Raw genomic sequence first — 14,522 nt, forward strand, 5'->3', positions numbered from 1 at the left:
TGTTGATCTCTATACATCAGGTAGATCAGTGGTGGCTTTTAATTGAAGCTGTAGCTGATCGCCGTCTGCACCTGGCGCTGGTTGACGCTGCCGGCCTGCCTGACGATGCTGCTCTTGGCTGCCGAACCGACCAGGTGGACCCAACTGGCGCTGGTCAGCAATGACCAGTGCGTTGCCACCGGGAACGCGAAGCTCTGGCTCAGCGCCACGCTCTGCACGCCACCGCTGGCGGTGTAGGGCCGAAAGCCGGTGGCGGCGGCCTCGTGGTTGTCCACGCCGAAGAAGGTATTGGCCTGGCGTGCATCGGCAATATGCGCGACCAGCCCGGTGCTGCCGATAATCCCGCTACCCAGTGGATAGCCCAGTTCGCCGCCCAGTTTGCCGAGCGCGCCACTTTGCGTATGCCCACCACCCACGGCCTGGCCCACCTGCGCGTAGACCCGCCAGAAATCGGCCGGGGCGTATTGGACGAACCCGCCGACCTCAGCCATGTCCGACACATTGCGCAGACCTTGCAGCGCGCCGTTGGACGTACGCCCCGACAGGTAATTGATATACGGGCCGGCGGTGATGCCATGGGCGTTCAACGCGCTCCAGGTCAAGCCGTCATCGGTGCCCAGGCTGACGTCGCCCCAGTCCAGGTCCAGGTAGGGCACGGGGCGGGTTTCGTAGCGGCTGCCCGTCGGGTCATGGGGCTGGTAGCTGAGGCCGGCGCCCACGTCGCCGCTGATGCCTTGCGCGCAGGCGGCACTGGAGAGGCCGCACAGCCCGAGAAACCCTGCGCATACGACAGACGTGAAGGTGGACATGGCGCGCTTTCCTGATGAGTTCATGCGCGCATGAACGCGCAGACGCCGCCTCGCGCGCAAGCACTCATCTTGTTTGTAGCAAGCTACAAAAATTGTAGCTCGCCGAACCCATATCCTCTGCAAACCCTGAGAAAGCCCCAGCCCCGCTGGGCCCTGGCCTGTTGGCACGCTCCCTGCTCTACCGGTAATGCAAGCGCATACAGCGCGCCTCTTTCCAAAGGTAGACGCAATGATCCAATGGCATATCGTGTGTGACTTCGACGGGACCATCACCCCCACCGATGTCATCGACAACGTCCTCCAGCGCTTCGCCGGCCCCGAGTGGGAAACCATCGAACAGCAATGGCTGGATGGACATATCGGTTCACGCGAATGCCTGAGCCGCCAGCTGGCGCTGATCAAGGCCACCCCCAGTGAACTGCTGGCGTATTTCGACAGCGTCGAGATTGACCCGGACTTCCCGGATTTCGTCGATCACGTCATGGGCCTGGGCGCGACCATCGAAGTGGTCAGCGACGGCATCGAGCAAGGCATCGCACGCATTCTGTCGCGTAACTACGTGACCTTGCTGCCGATCCTCGCCAACCGCCTGCGCCAGATCGACCAGAACAGCTGGCGCATCGACTTTCCGTACGCCAGCGATGCCTGCCGCGCCGCTTCCGGCAACTGCAAGTGCAAGTCCACGCCGGGCAACAAGCGCGTGCTGGTGATCGGCGATGGCAAATCCGACATGTGCGTGGCCTCCACCGCCGACTTCGTGTTCGCCAAGGGCAGCCTCGCCGAGTATTGCGTCGCCCACCAGATTCCTCATGCGCGCTTTGACACCTTTGCCGAGGTGCCTGCGCTGCTGGCGCAACTGCCGCAAGGCATCGCCGCCAACGCCGCGACTTTCAATACCTCTTCCGACACTCAGGACCTCTTCCATCATGTCTGATATCCGCATCGCCACCGCCGAAGACCAGATCCTTCTGGATAAAGAAGCCAAGTACTGTTCCTACGGCGACACCGTTCACTACATCGAGCCGCCGCGCATTTTCAGTCGCTGCGAAGGCTCCTACGTGTGGGACACCGAAGACCAGGCCTACCTCGACCTGCAGATGTGGTACTCGGCCGTCAACTTCGGTTATGCCAACCCGCGCCTGAACAATGCGTTGAAACAGCAGATCGACACGCTGCCGCAGATCGCCAGCCAGTACCTGCACAAAGGCAAGATCGAGCTGTCGGAAATGATCGCGGTCGACGCCAAGAAAAAATTCGGCCTCGACGGTCGCGTGCACTTCAACGTCGGCGGTTCGCAATCGATTGAAGATTCGTTGAAAGTGGTGCGCAACGCCAGCAACGGCAAGAGCCTGATGTTCGCCTTCGAAGGCGGCTACCACGGCCGTACGCTCGGTGCCTCGTCGATTACGTCGAGCTTCCGCTACCGTCGCCGTTACGGCCACTTTGGCGAGCGCGCCAACTTCATTCCGTTCCCGTATCACTTCCGCGGCCCCAAAGGCATGACCAAGGAAGAGTACGGCAGCCAGTGCGTGCAGCAATTCGCGCGTTTGTTCGAGACCGAATACAACGGCGTCTGGGATCCGAAAACCAACCAGTGCGAATACGCGGCGTTCTATGTGGAGCCGATCCAGGGCACCGGCGGCTACGTGATCCCGCCGATGAACTTCTATCGCGAACTCAAGCACGTCCTGGATCAGCACGGCATCCTGATGGTCTCGGATGAAATCCAGATGGGCTTCTACCGCACCGGCAAACTCTGGTCGATCGAGCACTTCGACGTGCAGCCTGACGTGATCGTGTTCGGCAAGGCGCTGACCAACGGCCTCAACCCGCTGGGCGGCATCTGGGCCCGGGAAGAGCTGATCAACCCGAAGATCTTCCCGCCAGGCTCGACCCACTCCACCTTCGCCTCCAACCCGTTGGGCACGGCGGTGGGCCTGGAAATGTTCAAGATGACCAGCGAAATCGACTACGGCGCAATGGTCATGGCCAAGGGCAAATACTTCCTTGAAGGCCTGCAGGATTTGCAGAAACGTTTCCCGATCATCGGTGATGTCGACGGCCTGGGCCTGGCGCTGCGCTGCGAAATCTGCGGGCCGGATGGCTTCGCCCCGGACAAGGCGACCCTGGACTACATGGTCGAGGAAGGCATGAAAGGCGACATGGTGGTCGATGGCCAAAAACTCGGCCTGATCCTCGACGTGGGCGGTTACTACAAGAACGTGATCACCCTGGCACCGTCCCTGGAAATCAGCTACCCGGAAATCGACCTGGGCCTGAAGCTGCTCGAGCAACTGCTGGTGCGAGCGACCAACCGGTGAGTATCGGCGAGATCGACCTCGGTGAAGGCGGTGCCGGCTTCGTTCTCGGTGAGGGTCCGGTCGGGATTCTGTTGATTCACGGCCTGACCGGTACTCCGACGGAATTGCGCCAGGTCGCCAGGGGGCTGGTCAAGGCGGGCAATTGCACGGTGTACGTGCCCACCCTGGCCGGGCACTGCGGCGATAACAGCGACCTGCAGGCCACCGGCTGGCGCGATTGGTACGAAGGGGTGCGCAAGACCTTCGTACAGGTCAAGCGGCGTCACGCGCAGGTGTTCGTCGGCGGCTTGTCCATGGGTGCGGTGATGTCGATGTACGTGGCGGCCGAGCACCCGGGGCAGGTCGCGGGGCTGCTGATGTATTCCACCACCTTGAAGTACGACGGCTGGAGCATCAACAAGCTGGCGTTTCTCACGCCGTTGCTGATGAAGATTCCGTTCGGCGTGCACGTTTGCAGCTTCGAGGAGAAGCCGCCCTACGGCATCAAGAACGAGCGCCTGCGGGCCGTCGTCGAGCGGCAGATGAAGGAGGGCGAGAGCAGCGAGGCGGGGTTGTTGACCATGGAAGGCGTCACCGTGCGCGAGTTGCATCGCCTCAACGCCGTGGTCAAGAAGCGCATGCCGGCGATCAAGGCACCGGCGCTGGTGTTGCACTCCATCGAGGACGACATCACCAGCCGTTGGAACGCCGATTACGTGGAGCGCCACCTCGGTGGCCCGGTGACCAAGATTCTGCTGGATAACTGCTATCACATGATTACCGTCGACCTGCAATACCGCCGTGTGATCGAGTTGAGCGCCGAGTTTGTCGAGCGGCATTCGATGCATCTCAATCGTGTGGCCTGATTCGCTTACCTGTAGGAGCGAGCTTGCTCGCGAAGGTCGTTCCCGATAACGCGTACTGCCAGGCTGAACGCGGTCTCTGCGCGATTTTCGCGAGCACGCTCGCTCCTGCAGCAGGGGCGGTGTTGATAAGGAAAAACTGTGATAACCACCCAAGCCTACCCGTCTATCCGGGCTATCCAGCGCGACGCCTGGAATGACTGTTTTCCCGGTGCCCTGGAGGACTGGGACTATTACCTCGCCGTGGAAAACGCCGCGATCGATGACTTCCAGTGGCGTTACCTGGCCGTCTACGAAGATCAAGCGCTGGTGGCCGTGGCGGCCGCGTTCATGACCCATTATCGCCTCGACACCACGGTGTCCGGGGTTGGCAAACGCTTGACCGAGCGCTTGCAACGCCTATGGCCGGGGGCCTTGCAGTTGGCCCTGTACGCGCTCGGCTCGCCGGTGGCCGAACGGTGTGACGCGGGGGTCGCCAGCCACGTGCCCGAGGGGCGCAGGCCCCTGTTGCTCGAGCAATTGCTCATCGCGGCACGGCGCGATGCCGACGGGTTCGGCATCGGCCTGCTGGCGGTCAAGGACGCACCGACCCACGATGCGCACTGGGCCCAGAGTTGTCGCGCCGCAGGCTTTCAAAGCATGCCGAGCCTGCCCACCGGCGTGTTGCCGCTACCCTATGGTTCGGTGGATGCCTACCTGGGCTCGCTGGGCAAATCCACCCGCAAGGACCTGCGGCGCAAACTGCGTGCGCCGGGGCCACGGGTGGAGTGGCGGCACAACATCGATGACGTGCTGCCCGAGGTGATGCGCCTCTATGAAGCGACGCTCACGCGCGCGGACTTGCAGTTCGAGCGCCTGCCCGCCGGTTACTTCACGGGGATTCTCGAGCAACTGCAAGAGCGTGCGGTGTGTGTTCTTTACTGGGTGGACGAGCACCTGGTGGCGTTCAACCTGATGCTGCTTGACGAGCATCGGCTGATCGACAAGTTTTTCGGGCATGACATCACGTTCAGCCGTGAGTACAACCTGTACTTTCGCAGCTGGCTGACCAATGTCGACTACTGTATTCAACACAATATTGCGCTGTACGAATGCGGCCAGGCCGGTTATGCCAGTAAACTGCGCCTGGGATGCCAGTTCCAGGGCAACAGCCTGTTTTTCCGCCACCGCAATCGGCTGGTCAACGGCCTGCTCGCGCTTGTAAAACTGTTTATCCGACCGGACCGTTCCGACCCTGCCATGGCTGCTGCGATAAGCGAAACCTGATGATTACCAAGACCCGCCAGAAAGCCCGCCCCTTTGCCATTTCACGCTGGAGCGTGCAGCGCAAGCTGGTGCTGGCCTTCTGGCTGGTCAGCGTCATCCCGACCATGATCGCGGCGGAACTGGCCGCCACCACGCTGTCGCAGATTTTCGACAGTAACGTGCGCATCTGGCTGCAGGAGTCGACCAAGATCGTCAAGGACGAGATCGGCGACATCCTTCACGATAACGCGCGCATGGCCAAGCTGTTCCTGCGCTACGCCAGCCCGCCCTCATCCAGGCAGGCTGAACGGCATGACCAGCTCACCGCCGACATCGCCAGCGCCACCGACATCGACGTGGTGGCACTGATTCGTACCAGCGACCGCAAGGTGCTGTTCAGCACCGCCGCCGACGATATCGTCAAGCAGATCAGCCTGACCAGCAATGCGGTGTTGCAGACCATACAGGTGGCCGGTGTGAGCACAGGCCTGGTGGTGTCGACCTTTGAGACCACCCGCGATGGGGTCGATTATCTGCTGCTGGTGGCGACTTACCTGGACAGCAGTTTCCTCACCAGCGTGGCCGACGTGCATTCCCTCGACCTGCGCTTGTACCTGGCCAACCCGTCGGGATTTTCCGAGATATTCTCGACTCAGCGTTTCGAAAATCACCCGTCGCGCATTCCCAAAGACGTCGAAGCCGAGCTGCGCAGCACCCGGCAGCCGAGCGAGCAGTTCACCACTCAGTACAGCGGCTTGTACTGGCCGATATTCAACGACGACGGCGAGCTGCAAGGCGTGATCTTCAGCGGCCTGCTGCGCCACACGAGCCTGGTGGGGCTGGTGAACCAGAGCAATTTGTTCCTGCTGATTTTCCTGGTCAGCTCGGCGCTGTCGCTGGCCGCAGGCATGTGGGTGTCGCGACGCTTGACCCAGCCCCTGCGTGACTTGTCCCAGGGCGTGAACGCGGTGATCTCCGGCAACTACACGCACCGCGTCGTGGTCAGCGGCGGCGACGAACTGGCGCAACTGAGCAGCACGTTCAACCACATGACTGCACGGCTGGGCGAATTGCATCATCTGGAAGCCCAGCTACGCCGGCGTGACCGCCTGCATGCCCTGGGTGAAGTCGCCATGGGCCTGGCCCATGAAATCCGCAACCCGCTGGGCATCATCAAGACCGCCACCCAACTGCTGCATCGTCGCGCCGACCTGCCGGACACCGACAAGCGCCACCTGGAGTACGTCATCAGCGAGGTCAGCCGGATCAACGAACTGATCACTGAATTCCTCGATTTCGCCAAGCCCAATCCGCCGATGCGCGTCCTGCAACCGGCACGCGCGCTGGTGGAGGAAATCCTCGGTTTCTGCGCCCCGGAATTGAGCACCCACAACATCGACGCCCAGATTGACGACCAGGCGCCCGACGCCACGATCTACGCGGACGCCAAGCAGCTCAAGCAGGCCTGTCTCAACCTGATTCTCAACGCCATCGACGCGATGCCCGAAGGCGGGCGCCTCACCCTGGGTATCCGCAGCGCGGGTGACAATACCGTGATCAGCATCGCCGATACCGGTGAGGGCATCCCGGCGGATATGGTCGAGCGCATCTTCACGCCCTTTGTCACCACCAAGGCCTCGGGCACAGGCCTGGGCCTGGCCAAAGTCTATTCGATCATGGAAAGTCACGACGGCAGCATCGAGTGCGTCACCGAGAAAGATGCCGGCGCCACCTTCAACCTGTACATTCCGGCTAACGGTGAAGACAACGGCGAGTATGAGGACGGGCATGACGCATAACGTATTGGTGGTCGATGACGAGCCCAAGCTCTGTGAACTGCTGTCGTCCGCCCTGAGCCAGAACGGCATCCAGGTGTTTACCGCCGGCAATGGCCTGCACGCGCTCAAAGTGCTGGAGCAGGAAGACATCGACCTGGTCATCAGCGACTGGCGCATGCCGGGCATGGACGGGCCGGCGTTGCTGGCCGAGATCAAGCAGCGTTATGCAAACGTGCCGGTGATCGTGATGACGGCCTACAGCACGGTGAAAAATGCCGTGCAATCGATGCGCAATGGCGCCTACGACTACATTGCCAAGCCGTTCGACATCGACGAGCTCGACATCACTGTGGCCAAGGCCCTGCAATTTCGCGACATCATGCGCGATAACGCACGGCTGCGCGCCGAGCTGGATGAGCACGCCCAGTTCGACAGCCTGGTGGGCGACAGCCCGGCGTTTCGCAAAGTGCTGCAAGCGGTGGACTCGGTGCGCGACAGCAGCGCAACCATCCTGCTGACCGGCGAAAGCGGTACCGGCAAGGAAATGGTCGCCCGCGCCATTCACAAGCACGGCAGCCGTGCCGACCAGCCGTTCGTGGCGGTCAATTGCGCGGCGATTCCTGAAGGCTTGCTGGAAAGCGAGATGTTCGGTCATCGCAAAGGCGCGTTCACCGGCGCCGTGGCCGACCGGGTAGGGCGCTTCATGCAGGCCGACAAGGGCACGCTGTTCCTCGATGAGGTCGGTGATATGCCGTTGGCCTTGCAGGCCAAGATCCTGCGCGCCTTGCAGGAACGGGTTATCGAGCCGGTGGGCGACCCCCGCGAACGCAAGGTGGACGTGCGGGTGATCGCCGCCACCAACAAGAACCTGCTGGACGCCGTGGCCAACAAGGAGTTTCGCGAAGACCTGTATTACCGCCTGAATGTCTTCCCGATCCCGCTGCCGGCCCTGCGCGAGCGTGTGGAAGATATCGCGCCCCTGGCCCGGCACTTCGCCCGCACCCTCAGCGCGACCGCCGGTAAACGCATCAGCGGGTTCAGCCCCGAAGCCTTGCAGGCCATGGCGGCGTACCACTGGCCGGGGAATATCCGCGAGCTGCAAAACTGCGTGGAGCGGGCGACCATCGTGGCGGCGTCGCCGGTGATCGAAGATATCGATTTGCCGGGTTACCTGTTCGCCTCCAGGCCCGCCGAGGCCGGCGCGGCGACAATCCTGGCCGATGGGCCGGGTGTACCGCAGGACCTGGATGCGGCGCTGGCGGAGGTGGAGAAGTCGTACATCCTGGCGGCCTTGCAGGAGAGCAACGGCGTACAGGCCGCAGCGGCGCAGCGCATCGGCATTTCAGAGCGCAGTTTCTGGTACCGCCTGAAGAAGCTCGGCATTCAGGTCGACAAAATAGTTCGCTGACACAGCGTGGTTAACATGCGGGAGGGGGCTTGCCCCCGATTGCGGTGTGTCAGTCACCTTATCTTCAACTGACCCACCGCTATCGGGGGCAAGCCCCCTCCCACAGTTGGACTTTGGTGTGTCAGGAGTGGAGGCGTACCCACACGCTGACCAGTACGGTTGCAGCTATCAGCCACGCCACCGCCGCGACTGCCAGCGACGCCTCCAGTCGCATCCGATCCACCACCACATACAAGGTGGCCAGGTACACAAAGTACGGAATGATCGACCACATCCCGAACAGTATCGTGGTCTTCAGGTCCTCCACCGAGCGGCCCTTGCCGACGATGTAGTGGGCGATCAGCGCAAAGGTGGGAAACAGCGGCACCAGGCCTGCGATGTAATAATTTTTGGTCTTGGCCAGTGCCGCCAATATCAGCACTACCGCAGCGCCAAGCGCGGCTTTCAGAAATAGATCCATCAGTGACTCAACCCGTATTTCTTGACCTTGTCGAACAGCGTGGTCTTGGCCATCCCCAGTTCCTGGCTGGCCTGGGTCAGGTTGCCGCCGCTGCGTTGCAGGGCATCGTTGAGCAGGTTGCGCTCGAACGCTTCCACCGCTTCGGTAAAGGCCAGGCCCTGGGTGCTGCCGCCCGTGCCGCTTTTCTTGAACGCGGGCAGGCCCAGGGCGAAGCGTTCGGCGACGTTGCGCAGTTCGCGTACGTTGCCCGGCCAATCGTGGCTCATCAGGCTCGACAGGGTCTGGTTGTCCAGTTCCGGCGCGGTACGATCAAAGCGCAGCGAGGATTGCTGCAGGAAGTGTTCGAACAACTGCAGGATGTCTTCACGGCGCTCGCGCAGGGGCGGCAGTTCCAGGGTGACCACATTGAGCCGGTAGTACAGGTCGCTGCGGAATAGGCTGGCGCGGCTCAGTTCGTCGAGGTCGGACTTGGTGGCGGCGATCACCCGGCAGTCCACGGCCACGCTCTGGTTCGAACCCAGGCGTTCGAGGGTGCGTTCCTGCAGCACCCGCAGCAGTTTGATCTGCAGGTTGATCGGCATGCTTTCCACTTCATCGAGAAACAGCGTGCCCTCATGGGCGTGTTCGATCTTGCCGATGCGGCGCTTGCCGGCGCCCGTGAAGGCGTTGGCTTCGTGGCCGAATATCTCGCTTTCGAACAGATTCTCCGGCAACCCACCGCAGTTCAGTGCGACGAACGGGTGGGAATGGCGCCGGCTGAAGTCATGCAGGCAACGCGCGACCAGCTCCTTGCCGGTGCCGGTTTCGCCTTCGATCAGCACATTGGCCGAGGTGTCGGCGACGTTGGCGATCAGTTCGCGCAGGGCCTGCATGGCCGGTGAGCGCCCGATGATGCGACCCTCCAATGAGTCGCGCTCGGCCAGCTGGCGACGCAGCGACCAGACTTCCCGCGCCAGCCCGCGCTGCTCCAGGGCGCGGCGGGCAACGTCCACCAGGCGCTCGGGGGAGAAGGGCTTTTCCATGAAATCGTAGGCGCCGTTGCGCATGGCACCGACCGCCATGGAAATGTCGCCATGCCCGGTGATCAGCACCACCGGCAGGCTTTTATCCAGCGCCTTGAGGCGGGTCAGCAACTCCAGCCCATCGATGCCCGGCAGGCGGATATCGCTGATGACAATCCCGGCGAAGTTCTCGCCGATGTGCGTCAAGGCTTCTTCGGCGCTGCCCACGCCAACGCTGGGAATGTCTTCCAGCGCCAGGGCTTGCTGGCAACCGAGCAGCACATGGGGGTCATCTTCGACGATCAGAACAGTGAGGGCTTGGGCTTGCATATTCATGTCGACTCAACTTTTTCGGCGCCCGCCAACGGCAGGTTCAGGACAAACGCGGTACCACCACTGGCCGGATGTTCCACCGCCAGGCTGCCGCCGGTGGCCGCCGCGAGGCTTGCAGACAAGGTCAGGCCCAGGCCCAGGCCTTGCTCGCCGGGTTTGGTGGTAAAGAACGGCTCGAACAGATGCTTGCGCGCCTCGGGGTCGATGCCGTGGCCATTATCGCGTACCAACAGACGATACTTGCCCTCGGCACTGTGGCCTTCGAGCCACAACTGCGGCGCCGGTTGCGCCTGCATAGCATCGAGGGCGTTGCCGATCAGGTTGACCAGGATCTGCTCAAGGCGCGTCTGGTCGATCTGCAACTGGACATTGGCGAACTCACGGTGCACGGCCAGCGGCACGCTGTCCAGGCGCGCGCCGAGCACCTGGAACGCGGCGTCCACGGCCTTGGCCAGGCTCGCCTCGCCCTGGTCGTCACCGCGCCGGGCAAACGAGCGCAGGCTGGCGGTGATGCGGCCCATGCGGTCGATCAGTTCGTTGATGGTCTTGAGGTTGGCGCTCGCGGTGTCCAGGGCTCCGCGCTCGAGGAAGCGCACGGTGTTGCCGGACAGGGTGCGCAGCGCGGCCAGGGGTTGATTCAATTCGTGGGCGATACTGGTGGACATCTGGCCGATTGCCGCGAGTTTGCCGGCCTGCACCAGCTCGTCCTGGGCGTGGCGCAAAGTCTCTTCGGCCTGGCGCCGTTCGCGGATCTGGCCCTTGAGGCGATCGTTGCTGGCGCGCAGGTCGGCGGTGCGCTCGGCAATCCGTCGCTCCAACTGGCTGTTGGCTTCCTGCAGGGCTTCGCGCGCGGCGAGGCGGGTGGCGATGACCTTGCGCCGCTCGTTCCAGGCAATCAACAAAAACGCGACCAGGCCGAACGCGACGGCGACCAGGATGCCCTGGTTGATGGCGGCGCGGCGCAGGTCATTGAGCGGGGTAAGCAGGGTGAAATTCCACGGCGTGTCATTCAACGGGCGTGTTTGCGCCAGGTAGCTGACTTCGTGCTTGTCGCTGACCACTTCGCTGTTGGCCGGGAAGGTCAGCTTTTCGCTGCCTTCGTTCAAGCGCTCGCGGGCCAGGGGCTCCAGCGCGCTCAGGGTCGCCCAGTAATATTGCAGGCTGTGGGCCAGGCGGTCCCGGGTGTCATCGCTCAGGGGGCGCACCGCCTTGAGACGGCGGGCCGGGTCACTGGACAGGATAATGATGCCGTTTTCGTCACTGACGAAGGCTTCGAGGCGCGCGCGCTGCCAGCGTTCCTCAAGCGCTTCCAGGCGCACCTTGACCACGGCGACGCCGATGATCTTGCCGTGCTCTTCCAGGCCGTGGGCCAGGTAATAGCCGGGTTCACCATTGGTGCTGCCAATGCCATAGAAACGCCCGGGCTGGCCGCGTACGGCGTTCTGGAAATAGGCGCGAAAGGACAGGTCTTCACCCTGATAACTGTCGGCGTCGCGCCAGTTACTGGTGGCCAGTACCCGACCGGTGGTGTCCATGACGTAGATGGCCCGGCTGCGGCTGCGGCGGTTCAGGCCTTCGAGGTAATCGTTGACGGTCTTGCGGGTTTCCTGGCTGGGATCGGCCAGGAGCAGGGAAACGCTGGATTCGAGCTCAAGCAGGCTGGGCAGGTAGGTGTACTTGCTCAGTTCGCTTTCGACGGTGCGGGCATGCAGCTCCAGCTGGCGTCCGCTATTGTCGCTAAGGGTGCGGATGCCGTAGTACTCACTGACCCAGAAGCCGATAAAACCCAGGCCGATCATCAGGGCGATGATCAACGGCGGCAGGAACAGTTGGCGTATCAGACGAGGCTTCACGGCAAGTGATGGCGGCGCGGCGCGATATTGAGTGGGGTCGCATTTCATCACAGATGCCTTGGGTCAACCAGCGCTGCCAGCCTGTGTGGTCCACTGTGGGAGGGGGCTTGCCCCCGATAGCAGTGTGTCAGTCGGTACACCTTTAACTGATCCACCGCTATCGGGGGCAAGCCCCCTCCCACATTGGCCCGGTTTCGGCAGGGGAAGCTTTACTTAGTGCTGCAGGATTTTCTCAAGGAAGTGCTGCGCACGTTCGGAGCGGGCGCTGATGTCGCCGAAGAACTCTTCTTTCGGGCAGTCTTCGATGATCTTGCCGGCGTCCATGAAGATCACGCGGTCGGCCACTTTGCGCGCAAAGCCCATTTCGTGGGTCACGCACATCATGGTCATGCCTTCGTGGGCCAGTTGCACCATCACGTCGAGCACTTCGTTGACCATTTCCGGGTCCAGCGCCGAGGTCGGCTCGTCGAACAGCATGACGATCGGGTCCATGGCCAGGGCGCGGGCAATCGCCACACGTTGCTGCTGACCACCGGACAGTTGCCCCGGGTGTTTGTGGGCATGGGCCGACAGGCCTACGCGCTCAAGCAGTTGCAGGCCCTTCTGGGTGGCTTCTTCCTTGCTGCGACCAAGCACCTTGATCTGCGCGATGGTCAGGTTTTCGGTAATGGTCAGGTGCGGGAACAACTCGAAGTGCTGGAACACCATGCCCACGCGCGAGCGCAGTTTCGGCAGGTTGGTCTTCGGGTCGGCAATCGAGGTGCCGTCCACGACGACGTCGCCCTTCTGGAACGGTTCCAGCGCGTTGACGCACTTGATCAGCGTGGATTTGCCCGAGCCGGACGGCCCGCACACCACGATCACTTCGCCTTTTTTAACCTCGGTGCTGCAGTCGGTCAGCACCTGGAAGTCGCCATACCACTTGTTGATGTTCTTGATAGAGATCATACGGCAAACCTTTTTTGCAGACGCTTGACCAGCAGCGAGGCGGAAAAGCTGATGATGAAGTAGACGACACCGGCGAAGATCAGGAACTCATTGGAGCGGCCGATGATGTCGCCGTTGGAGCGGGCGGAGTTGAGGAAGTCCACCAGGCCCACGGTGTAGACCAGCGAGGTGTCCTGGAACAGGATGATCGACTGTTGCAGCAGCAGCGGCGTCATCTTGCGGAACGCCTGGGGCAGGATGATCAGGCGCATGGTCTGGCCGTAGGTCATGCCCATCGCCTGAGCGGCAGCCATCTGTCCCTTGGGGATCGACTGCACGCCGGCCCGCACGATTTCACAGAAGTACGCCGCCTCGAACATCATGAACGCCACGACGCACGAAGTGAACGCGCCGATCGGCGTATCTTCGCCGGTGATCCAGCGCAGCACGAAGGGCACCGCCAGGTAGAACCAGGTGATGACCAGCAGCAGCGGGATCGAACGGAAGTAGTTCACATAGGCGCCGGCCACGCGGGACAGCAGCTTGCTGGACGACAGGCGCATCAGCGCCAGGATCGTGCCCAGGATGATGCCGCCGACCACGCCCATGACCATCAGTTGCAGGGTCATGACCATGCCGTTCCACAGGCCCGGGATCGCGGGGATGATGCCGCTGAAATCGAAGTCCATTATTTACCCCCCACGGAGATCAGGCCGGGCACTGCGACTTTCTTCTCGACCACGCGCATCAGCAGCATCAGGCTCATGTTCAGGGTGAAGTAGATCAGCGTGGCCAGGGTGAAGGCTTCAAACAGGTTGGCCGAAAACTCGGCGGTCTGTTTGGTTTGTGCCAGCAGTTCCATCAAGCCGATCAGGGACGCCACGGAGGAGTTCTTGAACACGTTGAGGAATTCGGAGGTAAGCGGCGGAATGATGATGCGGTAGGCCTGGGGCAGCAGCACGTTCCAGTAGATCTGCGGCAGCTTGAAGCCCATGGCGCGGGCTGCGGCTTCCTGGCCACGGGGCAGCGCCTGGATGCCGGTGCGCACTTGCTCACACACACGGGCGGCGGTGAACAGGCCCAGGCACACGACGACGCTCAGGTAGGCCGAGGTGGTCGGGTTGAGGTCTTGCTTGTACCAGTCCTGCAGGTTCTGCGGCAGCAGGTCGGGTACCAGGAAGTACCAGATAAACAGCTGAACCAGCAGCGGCACGTTTCGAAACAGTTCCACGTAGCAGGTCGCGATGCCCGCTACGAGGCGGTTTGGCACGGTGCGCATGACTCCCAGAATGGAGCCCAGCAGCAAGGCGACAATCCATGCCACGACAGCGATGGCGATGGTCCAGCCCAGGCCGGCGATGTACCAGTCGAGATAAGTCTCGCTGCCAACGCCGGTGGACTTGAAGAACACGCTCCAGTCCCAGTTGTAATTCATTAGGGTCTCCCCCGAAATCGATCGATGTACAAGCACCCGCTTGGGGAATGCCATTTCCCACCTGACGTTGAACGCCAGGCACACACGATCGGCTCGAAAACCGCCAGGTC

The 14,522-nt window shown here is 62.2% G+C and carries 13 protein-coding genes; 6 read left to right on the plus strand and 7 right to left on the minus strand.

The window, feature by feature from the left end; all coding sequences use genetic code 11:
• Window positions 1–38 precede the first annotated feature (38 nt).
• Window positions 39–809, minus strand: a complete 771-nt coding sequence (locus tag BFP89_RS13545) for a MipA/OmpV family protein (RefSeq protein ID WP_065885977.1) — start codon at window positions 807–809, stop codon at window positions 39–41.
• A 229-nt stretch (window positions 810–1,038) separates the two neighbouring features.
• Here BFP89_RS13545 and BFP89_RS13550 point away from each other — a divergent pair, with 229 nt between their 5' ends.
• From BFP89_RS13550 to BFP89_RS13575, 6 genes are all read left to right on the plus strand, one after another.
• Complete coding sequence (locus BFP89_RS13550) at window positions 1,039–1,743, plus strand: HAD-IB family phosphatase (RefSeq protein WP_065885978.1); 705 nt, start codon at window positions 1,039–1,041, stop codon at window positions 1,741–1,743.
• A complete protein-coding gene (locus BFP89_RS13555; RefSeq protein WP_065885979.1) occupies window positions 1,736–3,130 on the plus strand; it encodes an aspartate aminotransferase family protein in 1,395 nt (464 codons plus the stop codon). The genes BFP89_RS13550 and BFP89_RS13555 overlap by 8 nt, the downstream gene beginning before the upstream one ends.
• Window positions 3,127–3,975 carry an alpha/beta hydrolase gene (locus tag BFP89_RS13560; RefSeq protein WP_065885980.1) on the plus strand — a complete coding sequence of 283 codons (849 nt, stop codon included), beginning with the start codon at window positions 3,127–3,129 and terminating at the stop codon, window positions 3,973–3,975. The genes BFP89_RS13555 and BFP89_RS13560 overlap by 4 nt, the downstream gene beginning before the upstream one ends.
• Before the next feature lie 138 nt (window positions 3,976–4,113).
• On the plus strand, window positions 4,114–5,238 hold the full coding sequence (locus BFP89_RS13565) for a GNAT family N-acetyltransferase (RefSeq protein WP_065885981.1): 1,125 nt from the start codon (window positions 4,114–4,116) through the stop codon (window positions 5,236–5,238).
• The gene (locus BFP89_RS13570) at window positions 5,238–7,016 is read left to right on the plus strand and encodes a sensor histidine kinase (RefSeq protein WP_065885982.1); all 1,779 of its coding nucleotides are present in this window, start codon (window positions 5,238–5,240) and stop codon (window positions 7,014–7,016) included. Before BFP89_RS13565 ends, BFP89_RS13570 begins: the two co-directional genes overlap by 1 nt.
• Window positions 7,006–8,403 carry a sigma-54-dependent transcriptional regulator gene (locus BFP89_RS13575; RefSeq protein WP_065885983.1) on the plus strand — a complete coding sequence of 466 codons (1,398 nt, stop codon included), beginning with the start codon at window positions 7,006–7,008 and terminating at the stop codon, window positions 8,401–8,403. The genes BFP89_RS13570 and BFP89_RS13575 overlap by 11 nt, the downstream gene beginning before the upstream one ends.
• Window positions 8,404–8,524: 121 nt before the next feature.
• Here BFP89_RS13575 and BFP89_RS13580 read toward each other — a convergent pair whose 3' ends face one another.
• The 6 genes from BFP89_RS13580 to BFP89_RS13605 form a co-directional block, all read right to left on the minus strand.
• Entirely contained in the window at window positions 8,525–8,863 is a 339-nt protein-coding gene (locus BFP89_RS13580; protein WP_065885984.1) for a GlpM family protein, read from the minus strand.
• Entirely contained in the window at window positions 8,863–10,200 is a 1,338-nt protein-coding gene (locus BFP89_RS13585; protein WP_065885985.1) for a sigma-54-dependent transcriptional regulator, read from the minus strand. The genes BFP89_RS13580 and BFP89_RS13585 overlap by 1 nt, the downstream gene beginning before the upstream one ends.
• Window positions 10,197–12,098 (minus strand): sensor histidine kinase, encoded by a 1,902-nt coding sequence (locus BFP89_RS13590; protein ID WP_065885986.1) that lies wholly within the window; start codon window positions 12,096–12,098, stop codon window positions 10,197–10,199. The genes BFP89_RS13585 and BFP89_RS13590 overlap by 4 nt, the downstream gene beginning before the upstream one ends.
• 165 nt (window positions 12,099–12,263) lie before the next feature.
• Window positions 12,264–12,998, minus strand: coding sequence for an amino acid ABC transporter ATP-binding protein (locus BFP89_RS13595; protein ID WP_065885987.1), 735 nt, complete (start codon window positions 12,996–12,998; stop codon window positions 12,264–12,266).
• A complete protein-coding gene (locus tag BFP89_RS13600; RefSeq protein WP_046071144.1) occupies window positions 12,995–13,666 on the minus strand; it encodes an amino acid ABC transporter permease in 672 nt (223 codons plus the stop codon). The genes BFP89_RS13595 and BFP89_RS13600 overlap by 4 nt, the downstream gene beginning before the upstream one ends.
• A complete protein-coding gene (locus BFP89_RS13605) occupies window positions 13,666–14,412 on the minus strand; it encodes an amino acid ABC transporter permease (RefSeq protein WP_065885988.1) in 747 nt (248 codons plus the stop codon). The genes BFP89_RS13600 and BFP89_RS13605 overlap by 1 nt, the downstream gene beginning before the upstream one ends.
• Window positions 14,413–14,522 lie beyond the last annotated feature (110 nt).

Origin of the sequence: Pseudomonas sp. 31 R 17 (assembly GCF_900004915.1) — a bacterium.
GTDB classification, from domain to species: domain Bacteria; phylum Pseudomonadota; class Gammaproteobacteria; order Pseudomonadales; family Pseudomonadaceae; genus Aquipseudomonas; species Aquipseudomonas orientalis_A.

What these genes read in the sequence shown, in the direction of transcription:
- BFP89_RS13545 (WP_065885977.1), bottom strand. Translation starts at nt 809, where the DNA reads ATGTCCACCTTCACGTCTGTCGTATGCGCAGGGTTTCTCGGGCTGTGC.
- BFP89_RS13550 (WP_065885978.1), top strand. Translation starts at nt 1,039, where the DNA reads ATGATCCAATGGCATATCGTGTGTGACTTCGACGGGACCATCACCCCC.
- BFP89_RS13555 (WP_065885979.1), top strand. Translation starts at nt 1,736, where the DNA reads ATGTCTGATATCCGCATCGCCACCGCCGAAGACCAGATCCTTCTGGAT.
- BFP89_RS13570 (WP_065885982.1), top strand. Translation starts at nt 5,238, where the DNA reads ATGATTACCAAGACCCGCCAGAAAGCCCGCCCCTTTGCCATTTCACGC.
- BFP89_RS13575 (WP_065885983.1), top strand. Translation starts at nt 7,006, where the DNA reads ATGACGCATAACGTATTGGTGGTCGATGACGAGCCCAAGCTCTGTGAA.
- BFP89_RS13580 (WP_065885984.1), bottom strand. Translation starts at nt 8,863, where the DNA reads ATGGATCTATTTCTGAAAGCCGCGCTTGGCGCTGCGGTAGTGCTGATA.
- BFP89_RS13585 (WP_065885985.1), bottom strand. Translation starts at nt 10,200, where the DNA reads ATGAATATGCAAGCCCAAGCCCTCACTGTTCTGATCGTCGAAGATGAC.
- BFP89_RS13590 (WP_065885986.1), bottom strand. Translation starts at nt 12,098, where the DNA reads ATGAAATGCGACCCCACTCAATATCGCGCCGCGCCGCCATCACTTGCC.
- BFP89_RS13595 (WP_065885987.1), bottom strand. Translation starts at nt 12,998, where the DNA reads ATGATCTCTATCAAGAACATCAACAAGTGGTATGGCGACTTCCAGGTG.
- BFP89_RS13600 (WP_046071144.1), bottom strand. Translation starts at nt 13,666, where the DNA reads ATGGACTTCGATTTCAGCGGCATCATCCCCGCGATCCCGGGCCTGTGG.
- BFP89_RS13605 (WP_065885988.1), bottom strand. Translation starts at nt 14,412, where the DNA reads ATGAATTACAACTGGGACTGGAGCGTGTTCTTCAAGTCCACCGGCGTT.